Below are 15,318 nucleotides of genomic sequence, written 5' to 3'. Positions count from 1 at the left end.
TCACATCCTTTCAACCCTTTATTTTACATTTTAGCGGCACTCAAAAAGTTTGACAAAACGATCGACGTTACTAGTCCACCTGGAACTAGCAAGCTTAGTAACTTTTTGAAGTCATCACTTTATTGATTTGATTTTTTTTTCGATGAATCGTCATCATCTTCATTTGTTAAGTCTCTTGTCGAGTTTTTAAATTCCTTTAGCGTTTGTCCCATCGCACGACCAATTTCCGGAAGCTTCTTTGGTCCGAAAATTACTAATGCAATGACTAGTATAAGGATTAAACCTGGAATTCCAATATTAGATAGCATTTATATCCCTCCTCTGGCTCGTTTGTCCAGTCTCTGGTTAAACGAATTACACTTCTATTATAAAGCCTGAATATATATAATACTATATTCAACGTAAATTCTCATATAATATTCATAATTTCATTTCCTACGTTCCCTTTCAAAGATTATCGAAATAATCAGTGCCTTCTACTATTTCAATGTTATAATGAAAAAGCTAGTCCATCGTGTGATTCATAGAATTTCAACTTTGTAAGGAGAACGTTATGTTTATTGTTATTGTCAATTCGTACTCAGGTCAACATAAGTCTAATTATATCCTAAAACAAATGAAACAACATTTCTCTACACGTTTTGTATCATATTTTACCCACCAATATCAAGGGGATGAAATGTGGCAAATCATTCATGACAAAATAAATGAAACTGGCAATGCGTTAAAAGGAGTCATCGTAGTTGGTGGTGATGGAACATTACATCAAACGATTCAACATTTACACGATATTGATGTCCCCTTTGGGTTAATCCCTTCAGGCTCTGGAAATGACTTCGGACGTTCATTAAAAATAAGTAACAATACGAAAAAAGCGATAAAACGAATTATACATAATCAACCAAAAACCTATGATTTATTACGAGTTCAAGATAAGCGTGTTTTATCGATCGTTGGAATTGGAGTCGATGCTGTGACTGCCTCCTTATGTCAACATTCAAAATTAAAAAAATGGTTAAACCGTGCTTTCTTAGGTAAATTGACATATTTGCTCTTCTTTTTTAAAGCAATTAAACAATATGAACCTGTTCAAGCAACCATCACCGATGAAAATGGGAAACAAACGTTTGACCGTGTTTGGCTTATTGCAGGTGGAAATACGAATTATTATGGTGGAGGAATTCCGATATGTCCACAGTCTGATCCTCATGATGGGAAAGCAGACCTTGTCATCGTCCACGGGTTATCATTGATAAAATTAGTCGTCATCTTACCTTCTGTCTTTTTTCGAAGACATTTATCACTTCCATACGTTCATTCAATGAGTGGCACGACATTTCAAATAGAGTCTTCTCATCAAACACCTGTTCAAGGAGACGGTGAAAAACTGTGCCAAACTCCGATAACAGTAACTGTTGAGCAAGATGCAGTGCGTTTCTTTTAGTAGTCATAGATTAGTAGCTTCCCTAATTACTAATTGGTATATTGTTCTTGTTTTCAAAATTACCAAATAAAACTTACAAAATAGAAGGTTAATTAATGTGATTTCGGTCATTATGTTTTTGCATTTAGTGATCAAATTAGTTTGTCACTGTATCATTTATTTAGTTACTTGAATCAATTTCATAACTCAAAATAAGATGTGAAATTCCGAATGATGAGCGTGAACTTCACTTCAGACGGACGCTTTCCCGAGGGCTTGTCTTCAGCTAACTTAGGCTCGACAGTTCTTCGCCTAAGTGGATCTTCAGACTGCGCTTATCCTCCGGGAGTCGCCGTCTTTTGTTACGTTCACTTACAAATAAAACGTACATTTAATGGAAAAAATTATAATATCATTCGTTTCATTGCGAAAAAACGGAATTATGAAATTGATTCACTTGTTTGCAAATTAAACATTGATGAAAACAAGGGGAGGGTGTTTAAAATAACCCATCCCCTTATTCAGTATCAAATATCATAACTATTCAATTTAAATGAATACCTTCTTTCGGTGATTTTTGGAACGTAGTACCTTTCAATAAATGTACAATCCCCGTCTTTATTAACAATAATCACTGTACTTGATCTTGTACCATATCCTTCTGTTTTGATAAACATAGGAGACAACATTTTCTCAATTTCCTTCGTTACACCTGTCGTCGGTAAATATTCGTCATCGGCTTGTTTATCATTTCTTAAAGCGTTAAACAAGTGTACTACGAGTTCTTCTTTGTTATTTACTTCTAATCCATCATACATCGCTTTTTTCATGCTCTCTACTTTTGGCCAGTCGCTATTCAACTCTGCATTGCTTAAAGCATAAACGCCCCTATGAATCGTTTTCGTATCTTCTATTCGGTTTGAAAGATAATTCAACCTGTTTATGGAACCATATATTAAGTTGAACCCTTCAAAATTCTCCTTTTCGCTGATCAAATGATAAAACTTTTCTCTGTTTGTAAAATAACTTTTTACAAGCTCTCCCCTTGATGTTGTGTATGTTTCTTGCGCACTTTTTTCTCTTACATTTGTTAACATCGCAATATCGCCACTTTTTGATAAAGCTAACCAGGAACCTCCTTTTTCAAGGTCGATTCCTCCTACGACATCATTGTTTTCCATCCAAAATGTTGCCTTTTCAGTTGGACGATCATAAAATTCGTCTCGATTGGCGGCTAGAATAAAAGGAAATTCAGGATGCTCTCCGATTGCTAACCCAATTAAACACATACCGTTATCAACGCCTTCTTGTTCTGAAATATTTTAGACAAACATAAGTGAACACCGTCACAAAAAAACTAATAAAACCTGGGGCATAACTAGAAGGGATGAGTGCATAAATGATCATACCAAACACAATGGCATATGATGCGTCTGCATTCAATTTATTCTTATTATCTGCTAGTTTCATTAAATCGTTACGACTTATGTTAAGCTTTTTATGAACGGTATAATCAGCTACAATAACTGCTGATAGTGGGATGATAAACACCCCTAATAATGAAATAAAACCTTCTGCTTCATCAATTACTCCTGGATATGTGCTTAATAAAACTCCTGCAGCACCAAAGATCATTGCACTCTTTACTCTTCCTAGTGAAGGAAAGCTATTTAATAAACTATATCCTCCTGTATATGCATTATTTAAGTTAATCGTAATCATGCTCATCATTGCGGCACTCATAATAATGAACAACAATATTGTTGAGTCTGTCCATTGGCTAGTAATAATAAACGGATTCCAATGGTTCGCAGCAGCTGCCGTATAGGCACCAAGTAATGCCGTAATCGTAAAGCCTACACTATTTCCTATTAATATACCCCAAAACGCATGATGAGTTGATCTGCCGTATCTAGCCAAGTCTGATGAAGAGCTAACACCTGACACATATTGAACAAACGCCAGACTGGCAAAAAAGGCCATCATGGATAAGGAGTTATCACTTCCAAATTGAAAGATTGCCACATGGTTTTCTCCCGTCGGTGTTGACGTAAAGAACACGTAAAACATGACAACGGCTGATAAAAACATGATCGGTGTGAAAAATGCTGTTATTTTTTTCATCATGTGAAAGCCAACAAGAGCGAGATACCCCATAATCATTGCTAAAAATAATGACAGATAAATGAACGGAATATGTATATGAAAGGCTCGTAGTAAAATTTCTTGTAACATATATGCTCCACCGATTGTCTGAACACTAAACCAATATAATGAGGTAATCGTTCGTACTGGTGATGTAATCCACATCGCCCCTTTTGTCCCAACCATTGTGCGAATGGCATATTGTGCTGGGATTCCATATTTAGCCCCAGGTAATGCAAGTAAAGACACAAAAACGAATGCAAGTACAGCCCCTATAACGGTTGATAATACAGCTGCTGAAAAAGAAAGCCCTCCTTCTAGCACAGCTAGAGCAGGGACTAAAACGTTTCCAGCGTTTACAGAAACGGCGATTTGTATTCTTGAATAATCAAAAGCAGTTGTCGTCTTTAAGTGGTCAGGAACTTTTTCTAAGCCAAGTCTCTCAATCTTTGTAAAACCTTGATGATGTTCTGTCCTTTCAATGGCATTTGACACAAATGTTCCTCCTATTAAATGTTTACCTTATATTGATCAAATAAGTTGCTATCATTTCGATGAATTTGTCGATAAACTTCATCTAGAAAAAGCTTTTTCGTATTAGGGTGTAAAAGTGTATACGCACTCATTTCATAATATTGGCGTTCATTCATTTTCTTATCATGTAATAGTCGATCGAAAAAAGGCAGTCGAAATTGATCAATTGATATATAAGCAATAAGAATTTGGTCTTCTTCTGATTGCACTTGCATTTTTAACCCTTTAACTTTCGGAAAAATAAAAGAAGTAAAATCCGGTACAGCCTTTAACTGCTCTCTTTTCGCTTCCTTTATAAGAGGCGTTGAGTTTGGTAATGAAACAAAATAAGTCATTTCTTCATATGAAAAGTGTAATTCCGTTAATTTTTTATTGTGCTTTGTTAATTTATTTTCTGTTTTCCACTTTAAGACGTAATACATAAACGGTCTACTTAACATGATAAGTGATATTGAAGCTAAAATAAACATCATGACGATGATTAAGACATTCATGATACTTCAACCCCTTCGTATAAATTGACGCGATTTTTCCCACTTGATTTCGCTGCATATAATGCTTTATCAGCATGATCTATTAATGTATGAATATCACTCACATGAGAAGGGAATGAAGCAACCCCAACACTTACAGTTACACTCCCATTCGGTTGACGAGCTTCACCATAAAAGTGTGCTTTTTCTACTTTTGCACGAACGCTTTCAGCTAATTGACATGTTTCTTTCTCATCTTTCATTGGTAAAATGATGACAAACTCTTCACCACCAAAGCGACACACGAGATCTTCATGCCCGAAATGATTCTTTAAAATATCTGCTAATTTTATCAACACATCATTGCCTAACAAGTGTCCATGAGTATCGTTATAGACTTTGAAATGATCAATATCGATAACAATAGCCGAGAGAGGGTTTTCATTTGTTTTTGCTGACTCAAATAAATGGGGAAGCATCCGGTCAAGAAAGCGTTTATTATATAGTTTAGTCAAACCATCTGTAATCGCCATTTCTTCCGTTTTTCTATAAAGTGAAGCATTTTCAATTGCCATTGCAGCTTGTGTAGCTAACGGCATAATATTGTCCATCTCTTCTTTCTTTATTTCTTTTCCGTTTACAATATTGTCAATCATTAAAACGCCAACGACTTTTCCTCTATTTAATAATGGAACAACCGCAAACTGTTCCATAGAAAATGTTTCCCTTATTTGTCGAACGAGTGGATCATTCGTGTGTTCTTCTATTATGACTGGTTCTTTCTTATGAATAACACCACTCATTGTATCGTTTTCATCCGACACTTGAAATGAAAGTGATCGTAACATCTTGTTTAATTCATGGTCATCTAGCTTTGCTTTTTCTTGAAGTTGTATAAAATCTTTTAATGTTAGCTTATTTACAACAACATTCTCCCAAATTTTGTGCCCCTGTTCGACAGATAGAGGTCCAATCCCTAGTTTTCCTTCAAATGTGTTATAAGAGTCCTTCGCTAAAAATAATAATGCACGATTGTAACCTAATCCATACCCCGCAGTTATTGCAGTTAAAAAAATATGTAACAATTTATCTAAGTTTAATGTACTTTGCAAAGCAAGCGAAACTTCTCGCAAGATGTGTAAATTTTTGGACTGACGATAAAACTGTTTTTGCCATCTATCAAATTTCGTCCGTTCTCGATGTAAATATTCAAATAATAATCCCATTATTAAAGAAAAAATCATATAAAAAGCACTAATCCAGAGATAGCTAATTTGAGTTGAAACAGGTACCAATGAGAACAACACTAGTAAACTAAGTGCTGAAATAACAGCACCCTTCCATTTAAAAGATGAGGCCATAATAAAAATAAAGAACAATCCCATCCATAATAAATGGGCTTCATTTAAATGAACCAAACTTATAGCAATTAATAGACTTGAACCAAAAATGAGTATTAATTTATTTATCACATCTGAAAAATAAAATCGTATTAGATTCAACGTAAGAAACAAGGCTAAACCAAGGAATAAGATGATAAATTCCATATACATTTTCGCTTTCCCCTCCTTTTGCATTTAATGCAAACGCTTGCAACAAAATGAAAGTCTTATGACATTTATCCTATTTTTCTCCTTTTATTATATCATAATAGTACGACTGTTTTTTGTTTCCAACCTCTATTTTATCTAAGAAACACAAGTTTTAATAGAAGGTTAGCAAAAGTGAATCAATTTCATAATTATGTTTTTTTCGCAATGAAACGAATGATATGATAAATTTTTTCATTAAATGTACGTTTTATTTGCACTATCAGAATTTATAAATTTATGGTCGATAGTTTAACGGCAACTAAGGCTTTCGCCATTTAGACTTGGCGAAAAGCCAAGTTTTGTTTAGAAGTGAACGTAACTAAATACGGCGACTCCCGGAGGATTGCGCAGTCTGAAGATCCACTTAGGCGAAGAGTTGTCGAGCCTAAGTTAGCTGAAGACAAGCCCTCGGGAAAGCGTCCGTCTGAAGTGAAGTTCACGCTCATCATTCGGATTTCCCATCTTATTTTGAGTTATGAAATTGATTCAAGTATGTATTCTTTTAAAAAATACAAGTAAACTCAAAATCAAAGACACCCTCTCCTCCATAACGGTCTATCCTAACGAGTATACGGTTTCTTCCATGGTAGCCGCACTCTCACTTCAACTCCCTTTTCATATGATCATCTAGAAACACCAATTGTTGTTTCTAGTTTACTTGAAAGGTATAATTTAAAATGAAACTTATATCCACTCTATTCGTAAGTAATCACAATAAACAACAAAATTCCTCTCAGTTAGGAGGCTGTAACCTATGTCAAATGAACAACATCAAGATCGTGACGAAATGCCAATGCAAACGAAGGAACAAAAGGCAAGAACTTATATAGAAAACATGCGTGAAAATATGGATCTGAACGAAATTCTCGAGACACTCGGAAAAATTGGATCTGACGAACAAGAAAAAGCTGGGGAGTCACTCGAATCGTTAAAAACCCCAGTAAGTGACATGATGAATGATCCGAACCATGAGTTACCAGAACAGTTAACAAAATTAAAGGAAATCGTATCAGAATTGGAGCCTAATTACTTAAAAGAAGGAAAGTTGAAACGATTTCTTAATAAAGTCGTTAGGAAAAGCCCTGCAGAAAAATTCGCGCGAAAATATCAAACGATAGAATCTGAAGTTGAAACGATCATTGAAGCTCTTTTAAATGGAAAAGACCGTCTCCAAGAAGATACAGTGATGCTCCAACAGCTAAAAACCGTCGCCCACGAACGAATTGATCGTTTAAACGAACAAATTGAAGTAGGCAAGCAATTAAATGTCATGCTTGAAGCTGAAATAGAAAAAGAAGAATGGCAAAATGATCCGTCTCCGATCCAAAAGGGACAGCAAAAAGTCCTCTCTCGGATTAAAAATATGCAGCAAGCAGTCCTCGTCCTTCAACAATCACTAGCTTCAGTTGATATTATTGTTGAAAATAATGATAAACTTGAAGAAGCGATTTTTAACGCGATTACGATGACGAAAAATATCGTTACTGTCACTGCATCAATTCAACTGTCATTAAGCAATCAGAAAAAAGTCATTGATGCTGTACAAAATGTAAACAAAACGACGGAGTCAATGATTTTATCAAATGCTCAACTACTGAAATCTAACACAGAGGAAACATTAAAAACGTTAGAAGAGCCAGCTGTTGCATTAGAAACATTTAAAAAAGCGTATGAAGATGTTTATGCAGCCATTGAAATGACGGAACAATCCAACACCCGTATCATTGAATCAAGCAAAAAATTTATTAGTGAAATGGATGAACTAAATAACCAGATGGGACAAAAGTTGTTGAACGAATGAGGTGAACAAGTTGAGTTGGCGTGACAATCTGTTAGAACAGAAATGGCTCGAACCATTTCTACCAAATTATTTAAAACCGTTAAAAGACCCCGATATTAAGGATGCACATACAGAAACGTTTGTACAAGAAGCTATAGAATTTATATCAGATTTGTCATCGTTGTCTGAATTACCTCGACTAAACAAAACGTTTAAACGAGAAATATTAGGCTATTTATTTAAAGTTAAAATCAAGCAAAAAAAAATTCACCTTGAATTAATCGATACGAAAAAATCTTCCGCAAAATTAAAAAAACGGGTGTATTTAACTGTATATAGAAAGCAATTCAAAGAAGAATCAGGAATGGGGAAAGTGGCCGATTCCACGATTTACTATCAAAAAGAAGGGCGCACCATTGTAAGAAATGTGCGTAACCACTCGCTTTTCTCACCACTTTTTATAGCAGTTAACAAGCTTGATGAATCATTATCAGGAAAAAACGGAAAAGCACTTCCTCCAACTTCCATTTCAGAAGAAGTGAATCATCAACAGGATGAAACAGAATCTGTAAAACATGACATTCTATCAAATATAAAAGCAATAACGAGTCAGTCAAACTCGCAATTGGATAGTGAAATACAAGGAAAACTCCTTACATTGCAATCATCCATTGATTTATGTGTGAAGGAAATTCATTTGTTTGATATTGAAGAAAAGCATCAGATTAAAAGACTAATAAATCGAGACCTTCCAAACTTATTAGAAACCTATGAACAATTGACTCCAGAACAACGACAAGCAAAGTATGAGGAACTTACAAATACAGTAAATGCGATGATTACATTTGTAAACGATTTAAAGAATCAAATTAATGATTCACGAATGGACCGTATGGAGCACCTATTAAGATTAAACCGTATAAGATACGAGCAAAAGAAAGATGCTGACTAAATTGTCAGCATCTTTTTTATATGACGATTAACGATTTCCGTTCCCATTACCATTGCCGTTGCCGTTGCCGTTTCCATTACCATTGCCGTTTCCATTGCCATTTCCATTGCCGTTTCCATTGCCGTTTCCATTGCCATTTCCATTGCCATTTCCATTGCCATTTCCATTGCCGTTTCCTTTTCCGTTTCCATTGTTTCCATTTCCGTTGTTTCCATTTCCGTTGTTGCCAATTCCATTTTGCTCACCGTTATAAGAGCTGTTACCATTTCCATTTCCATTGCCACGGTTGTTTTTCTCAGTACGCTTCTCTTCTTCTTCTTCTGTTACTTCCGAAGTAGATACGCCATTCGTTTCTTCATTTGTTGCATCTTCATTTGTTGAATCTTCATTTTGAGTATCTTCGCCTGCTTCAGAATTTTGGTCATCAGATTGTTCTTCTGACTCTTCAACTTCCTCTTCTTCAGGGAAAGCAAGTGCAGGGTCAAGGCCTAGTTGTTCCATTTTTCTTTCGACATTACGTGTTAAAGCAGCTTTCGCATTTGGATTCTCAATTTTCTCGATGTTACGTAATAAGCTTACGATAGACTGGTGGAAAGTAATTTCTTCTACTTCCTCTTCAGTACCATCTTCTTCAATACCGTCTTCCTCAGTACCATCTTCCTCAGTACCATCTTCCTCAGTACCGTCTTCCTCAGTACCGTCTTCCTCAGTACCATCTTCCTCAGTACCGTCTTCCTCAGTACCATCTTCCTCAGTACCATCTTCCTCAGTACCATCTTCCTCAGTACCATCTTCCTCAGTACCATCTTCCTCAGTACCGTCTTCCTCAGTACCATCTTCCTCAGTACCGTCTTCCTCAGTACCGTCTTCCTCAGTACCGTCTTCCTCAGTACCGTCTTCCTCAGTACCGTCTTCTTGATCTGATTTTAGTTCTTCAGATAATAAGTATTGTTCATAAGCTTCATCAATTAATGCTTCAGCTTCTTCATATTCACCTTGTAAAATGAGTGTGTAAGCTTGCTCAAGTCGATCAGAAGCAAATTCAGTTAATACTTTCGCTTTACCGATATCACTCGTTGCAAGCTTTAATTGAAGTGATTCTAATGCCTCTTTCATAAAAACATAGAAATTGTTAGGTAACACTACTTCATCATCTTGTAGTTCGTCACCAATGATATCTTCAGCTGATTCATCTAATTCTTCAATTTGTTCCATTACTTCATCTAAGTTCACTGATTTGAAGTCTGAGTCATCTTCTTGTGCAAAAGTGGCATTTGCAGGTAATGCTGTTGATAACATTCCTACAAGTGCTGCAGTTGTTACGACATTTCTAATTTTGATCTTTTTCATAATAAAAAAACCACCCTTTAAATCATTTTTTGTTACGTTACATAATTTCGCAACATGTGCTGATTTTTGGGTGGTTTTTTATTTAATTCTTTTAAACAAGTACTAAGTCCTACTATTTTTTTTAGTTATTAGGACCATTTCCATGCCCTCGACCGCTATTACCTGGGCCCCCGTTGTTTCCGCTATTACCTGGGCCTCCGTTGTTTCCACTATTACCTGGGCCTCCGTTGTTTCCGCTATTACCTGGGCCTCCGTTGTTTCCACTATTACCTGGGCCTCCGTTGTTTCCACTATTACCTGGGCCTCCGTTGTTTCCGCTATTACCTGGGCCTCCGTTGTTTCCGCTATTACCTGGGCCTCCGTTGTTTCCGCTATTACCTGGGCCTCCGTTGTTTCCGCTATTGCCTGGGCTCTTATCATCCTTGTTTAAGCCAGGGGCATTTTCAGATGGATGAGTGTCATGATTGTTTCCTTTACCCGGATTTGAGTTTGAAGGATGGTCCTCATCTTTATTTGCACGGTTTTCCTTCCGATTTACATTTGAGTTTTCGTTTCCATTTGACCCTTGTTCTTTTACTTCTTCATTATTTGCTTTTTTAGACGCGACATTTTCAACACTTTCTCCTACACTTTCCTCAAGTTCTTTGATTGAAGTATTATTTACTTCTGTAGGCTCAATCTCCATCCCTTGATTTTCAGCTTCTTTTAATAGTAAAAATTTAGCTGGAGATAATGAATACTCATTTGCTTCTTGAATCAATTCTTCATCTAACAGTAACGAAACAAAACTTACAGAATAGTCATCGTAGATGTTAGATACCCATTGGTCATAATCTTCTCCCCAAGTATCTTGACTAAATAAAGATAATTGAGACGATACATAAATATCATTTGAAGATAAATACCCTAATTCATTGCTTGTTTCTATGAGAAGCAACGCAGCTTGATTCAGTGGTTTTCCAACTAGTTGATCCTCTATCTGTTCTAAAACATCATTACCTCTTTCATTAAAACCATTCGTTGAAATAACATCATAACTTTGATTTACAGCAAACTCTACACTTGGGTTTACATCAAATGAAACGGTACCGTATACACGATCTGTTTGAAACAATGGATAGATCGGTAACATGAGTAAAAATACCATCGCTAAAGCTAATGGAACACTAAATGTTTTGTTTTCATAAATGGTAGTAAATTGAAAGCTTCTATGAGGAACATATGTCACCTCTTCACCGATTTCACTGCTATCTCTCATTCTAGCCTTTTCTATTTCTCCAGACTGTGTCATTACAATCATATATCGCTTTTTTTTATCTATTATGACCCCTTTTTTCACGATATCCACTCCTTCAAGTAATCCTTCAAATAACGGTAATCCTCCATTAATATAATTGTGAGAGTGATGATATATTTTCGATTACGTTCGATTGTTTTTCTGCTCATTGTAATTTCATTCATTAACTGCTTCATTGGAAGACGCTTCTTTTCAATAAGAGTTTCTCGTAAGTTGTCATCATTAATAACAGTCTTCGCAATTTCAAGCATGTTTTCTCTTGCGTCTTTATGCTTCGGTGACTGTTCAGAGACTTCAGCTAACGTAATGCCATATTGACTTAAGTTTTCCTGCAGGTGAATAATCTCTTCTCGTCTGTATTCATTTTCAAGTTTTGAATGATATTCTTGAAAAGAAGCATGAACTTCAGCAACATTTTCCATATTTTCTTTATCTGTTTCTGTATAATCCATTGAAATGGATGTACGTCTTCGTTGCTCTTGTCTTATATAATCGATGACTCTTCTTCGAATAACAAGACTTGCAAAAGATAAAAATGAACTTCCCTTATCGGGAGAATATTGATGAATCGCTTCACTAAAAGCAATGAGCGCAATACTATACTCATCATCCTCTGTCGAACTAATGTACCGTTTACATACCTTTGATGTCGTTTTGCGGATAAACGGTATGTATTGTTCAATTAGATCGCTTTCATATTCATTGTGTCCACCCTGTATTTTCATTACTAAATCATTTAATGAGCTCTGATCTGTATTTTTATTTAACAGGCGCTTTAGCACAAGAAAACACCTCACATTAATGTCATTATAGTATTTCGGTCCCTTTTTAAAGTTTAAGGGGGCATTTTAACATAATATCGATAAAAATATATTTACGCAGGTGAAATTCTACCTATCTATCATTTACATTTCCGTGATAATTAGTTTACAAATATGTAACAGTTCAATACAATAATGAAAATATTATTTTTAAAAGGGGCTGAAAATCTTGTCGCAACTCGTCTTAACGTTTAGTCGAAATTTTCATTTAATTGACGGACATGATTTAGGGTTAGTCGAAAGAACTGGTACATATGTCTTAGATTGTCGACCAGAGGGAAATGTCACAATTATCGAGACAGGCCCTAGTATTTCAAATGAATATATCAAAAAAGGACTGGAAGAAATCGGCATACCATTATCAGACATTCAATGGATCATTGTCACTCACATCCATTTAGACCATGCTGGAGGTGCAGGTTTACTTCTAAATGACTGCCCAAATGCAAAGGTTGTTGTGCACCCGAGGGGATATCGCCACCTATGTGACCCTTCAAGATTAATTAAAGGAGCAAAAGCTGTATATGGTGCTGCATTTGATGATTTATTCGCCCCAATTCTACCTATTGCTAAGGATAGACTAGTTGAGAAGGCAGACCAATCAACTTTATCATTAACTGATGACAGGACATTAACTTTCATCGATACCCCCGGACACGCAAAGCATCACTATAGTATTTATGATACGGAAACCGCAACAATGTTTACAGGGGATACAATTGGCATCCGTTACCCTTCTTTAGAGCGAGATAACGTATCTCTTTATTTGCCTTCTACTTCACCTAACCAGTTTAATCCGGAGGATATGCTGAATTCTTTAGCGGAAATTAAATCATTTGAGCCAAAACAAATTGCTTTTGGTCACTTTGGTATTTCGGATCAACCAAGTGTTGTTTATGAACAAATAAGATATTGGCTATCTATTTTTATGGAAAAAGGACAAGAAGTATTCGATCAAAATCAAGATCACGAAACATTACAAAATATACTCTTAAATGAAGTAAATCATGAATTAAAGAAACAGGGAATTTCTCCTTCCCACTCAGCATATCAATTTATTCACTTAGATTTAAAGATAAGTGCAATGGGAATTCTAGATTATTTGAGCTAATTTCATAATTCACCTTGCAGTAGAAATACACTTCGCTTTCACCCCAAGGCACAAGTGCGACATCCGTTCAATGATATTATAAATATATCATTAAATGTACGTTTGATTTTCACTATCACAATTTATAAATTTATGGTCGATAGATAACTGCTCCTGCGCCGCTACGCTTGCTCGTCGCAACTCGACGTTTAATCATAGGAGTTGAGCTTGTGGCAACTAAGGCTTACTTCCACAGGAGGTGGTGACTTCGGCGTTGATCACAGGACGTGATCGATTGTAGTCGAAGTTCCTAATTAATGACTTAACGAAAAGCCAAGTTTTGTTTAGAAGTGATCGTAACGAAAGGCGACGACTCCCAGAGAATCAGCGACGAGCAATACTTCTTCGAACTGCTTCGAGCTGCGACGAGTAATCGCAGGAACACTGTTTATCTGCGACGAGTAATCGAGCCTAAGTTAGCTAAAGACAAGCCCTCGGGAAAGCGTCCGTCTGAAGTGACGTTCACGCTCATCATTCGGAATTTGGCATCATATTTTGAGTTATGAAATTAATTCCTTTAAGTAAAAAATAATTTTCAAACATAATTTTTTATTCATTCAAAAAATCTTCGAAGTTATTAATGTTTCACGCGTATGAAATGTACTATAATAGAAATATCAATCATCTAAATTGATTATTATGAACATCAAAGTGGGGATTCTTATGAATCGAAATGAAGCAAAACAACATATTGGCAAGCATGTCGTTTTAAACCATGGAAAACAAGGAACGTATATAGCCATCTTAAAAGATTTAAAGCTTAAACCGAATGTACCTTGGCGTGCAGTTGTAGAGATCATTGGCGTACAGTCTATTCCTGAACTCTTCCATGAAACTGTACAAAATGATTTAGATAAAGTGCTTGAAGAAAACGAGCTAATTGAGTGCCCGGGTACACGAATTGAACCATTAAACGAACCGTTCAATTCGAATTATACGAAATCACTCGCTCTTGCTCTAAAAGAAAAGTGGGACCAAATCCAAGAGCAAAATGAGCAAACAGAAACGTTAATGAACTATATACAACATGAACTTCGTCGTTTGAAATGTGAAAACTTGTTATTTGAAGGTAATTTTATTTATTACCAACTTGTAAAAAAGGGAAACCAGTTTTTCATTTATGATGAACAAAAAAAAGAAGCCCTTTCTATTGACGGGTGTCCTTTTGAATTTGAAATTAACGTAAACGGCAATTGGGTTCCAGGAATCTATTTGCATGATACAACATTTGAAATTTATGGCGGAAAACAAGTTGAATTGCAGCACGGTTCAACGGTTCGATTAAATAAGACACAATTTGACCCATATCAAATATTACTAAACGAACTTGATGAAGCTTCTCTGACAGCACTAGAAAAAGCTTTATCAAAGCTTGGGATCGGTCATGAACACTCTGTCTACTGCCATAACTCACTTCTCATGCAACTATTAAATTCATTTGAGAATAAAGACTTTTCCGGAGTAAACTTTATTTCTTATGCTAACAAAAACAAACAGTATGTCCTTCAGCACCATTATGAACGATCGTTAAAAGATGATCGCCCAGATGTAACATACGACCGTTTTGAATTTACATCAGACACGGGTGAAAGGCTATTAGCGACTTACGCAACACAACTTTCAAATGAATAAAAAATAAAGAAAACTCGCCGATTGGCGAGCCTTTAAGGCGAAGACAAAGGCGTAGTTGCACTTATACTATACACATAAAAATTTTCACTACGCCGATATTGCTTCTTAGCTAAAATTTTATACATTCTTATAGTGCAACGAAAGGCTGCCTCATTAATTAAATGATGAG

At 35.8% G+C, this 15,318-nt stretch carries 13 protein-coding genes; 5 read left to right on the top strand and 8 right to left on the bottom strand.

What is annotated here, in order from left to right; genetic code table 11:
- Positions 1-119: 119 nt before the first annotated feature.
- Positions 120-308, bottom strand: coding sequence for a twin-arginine translocase TatA/TatE family subunit (locus tag LGQ02_RS08960; RefSeq protein ID WP_226517838.1), 189 nt, complete (start codon positions 306-308; stop codon positions 120-122).
- 245 nt (positions 309-553) lie between these two features.
- On the opposite strand from LGQ02_RS08960, the gene LGQ02_RS08955 reads away from it, so the two are divergent.
- Positions 554-1,444, top strand: a complete 891-nt coding sequence (locus tag LGQ02_RS08955) for a diacylglycerol/lipid kinase family protein (RefSeq protein ID WP_226517837.1) — start codon at positions 554-556, stop codon at positions 1,442-1,444.
- A gap of 506 nt (positions 1,445-1,950) precedes the next feature.
- Here the strand turns inward: LGQ02_RS08955 and LGQ02_RS08950 are convergent.
- Genes LGQ02_RS08950 through LGQ02_RS08935 form a run of 4 tightly spaced genes read right to left on the bottom strand, consistent with a single transcriptional unit; the run spans position 1,951 to position 6,128 of the window.
- Entirely contained in the window at positions 1,951-2,712 is a 762-nt protein-coding gene (locus LGQ02_RS08950) for an NRDE family protein (RefSeq protein WP_226517836.1), read from the bottom strand.
- A gap of 7 nt (positions 2,713-2,719) precedes the next feature.
- Complete coding sequence (locus LGQ02_RS08945) at positions 2,720-4,063, bottom strand: purine-cytosine permease family protein (protein ID WP_226517835.1); 1,344 nt, start codon at positions 4,061-4,063, stop codon at positions 2,720-2,722.
- Between the two features lie 14 nt (positions 4,064-4,077).
- Positions 4,078-4,596, bottom strand: coding sequence for a hypothetical protein (locus LGQ02_RS08940; protein ID WP_226517834.1), 519 nt, complete (start codon positions 4,594-4,596; stop codon positions 4,078-4,080).
- Positions 4,593-6,128 carry a sensor domain-containing diguanylate cyclase gene (locus tag LGQ02_RS08935; RefSeq protein WP_226517833.1) on the bottom strand — a complete coding sequence of 512 codons (1,536 nt, stop codon included), beginning with the start codon at positions 6,126-6,128 and terminating at the stop codon, positions 4,593-4,595. The genes LGQ02_RS08940 and LGQ02_RS08935 overlap by 4 nt, the downstream gene beginning before the upstream one ends.
- A 793-nt stretch (positions 6,129-6,921) precedes the next feature.
- Between LGQ02_RS08935 and LGQ02_RS08930 the strand changes: the two genes are divergently transcribed.
- Positions 6,922-7,968 (top strand): toxic anion resistance protein, encoded by a 1,047-nt coding sequence (locus LGQ02_RS08930; RefSeq protein ID WP_404802390.1) that lies wholly within the window; start codon positions 6,922-6,924, stop codon positions 7,966-7,968.
- 10 nt (positions 7,969-7,978) lie between these two features.
- Positions 7,979-8,899, top strand: coding sequence for a hypothetical protein (locus LGQ02_RS08925; RefSeq protein ID WP_226517832.1), 921 nt, complete (start codon positions 7,979-7,981; stop codon positions 8,897-8,899).
- Positions 8,900-8,926: 27 nt separating this feature from the next.
- Here LGQ02_RS08925 and LGQ02_RS21580 read toward each other — a convergent pair whose 3' ends face one another.
- The 3 genes from LGQ02_RS21580 to sigI all read right to left on the bottom strand — a co-directional run bounded on the left by LGQ02_RS21580 (position 8,927) and on the right by sigI (position 12,328).
- Positions 8,927-10,249, bottom strand: a complete 1,323-nt coding sequence (locus LGQ02_RS21580; protein WP_264184010.1) for a DUF5667 domain-containing protein — start codon at positions 10,247-10,249, stop codon at positions 8,927-8,929.
- A gap of 121 nt (positions 10,250-10,370) precedes the next feature.
- On the bottom strand, positions 10,371-11,588 hold the full coding sequence (locus LGQ02_RS08910) for an anti-sigma factor domain-containing protein (protein ID WP_226517831.1): 1,218 nt from the start codon (positions 11,586-11,588) through the stop codon (positions 10,371-10,373).
- A complete protein-coding gene (gene sigI / locus LGQ02_RS08905; RefSeq protein ID WP_226517830.1) occupies positions 11,585-12,328 on the bottom strand; it encodes an RNA polymerase sigma-I factor in 744 nt (247 codons plus the stop codon). The genes LGQ02_RS08910 and sigI overlap by 4 nt, the downstream gene beginning before the upstream one ends.
- A gap of 208 nt (positions 12,329-12,536) precedes the next feature.
- Between sigI and LGQ02_RS08900 the strand changes: the two genes are divergently transcribed.
- Positions 12,537-13,478, top strand: coding sequence for an MBL fold metallo-hydrolase (locus LGQ02_RS08900; protein WP_226517829.1), 942 nt, complete (start codon positions 12,537-12,539; stop codon positions 13,476-13,478).
- Between the two features lie 702 nt (positions 13,479-14,180).
- Positions 14,181-15,149 (top strand): DUF2777 family protein, encoded by a 969-nt coding sequence (locus tag LGQ02_RS08895; RefSeq protein WP_226517828.1) that lies wholly within the window; start codon positions 14,181-14,183, stop codon positions 15,147-15,149.
- Positions 15,150-15,318 lie beyond the last annotated feature (169 nt).

The sequence above is a fragment of the Bacillus shivajii genome (genome assembly GCF_020519665.1).
Classification (GTDB): Bacteria; Bacillota; Bacilli; order Bacillales; family Salisediminibacteriaceae; genus Bacillus_CA; species Bacillus_CA shivajii.
Note: the sequence above shows the minus strand (reverse complement) of the source record. Positions and strands in the feature narration are given on the sequence as shown.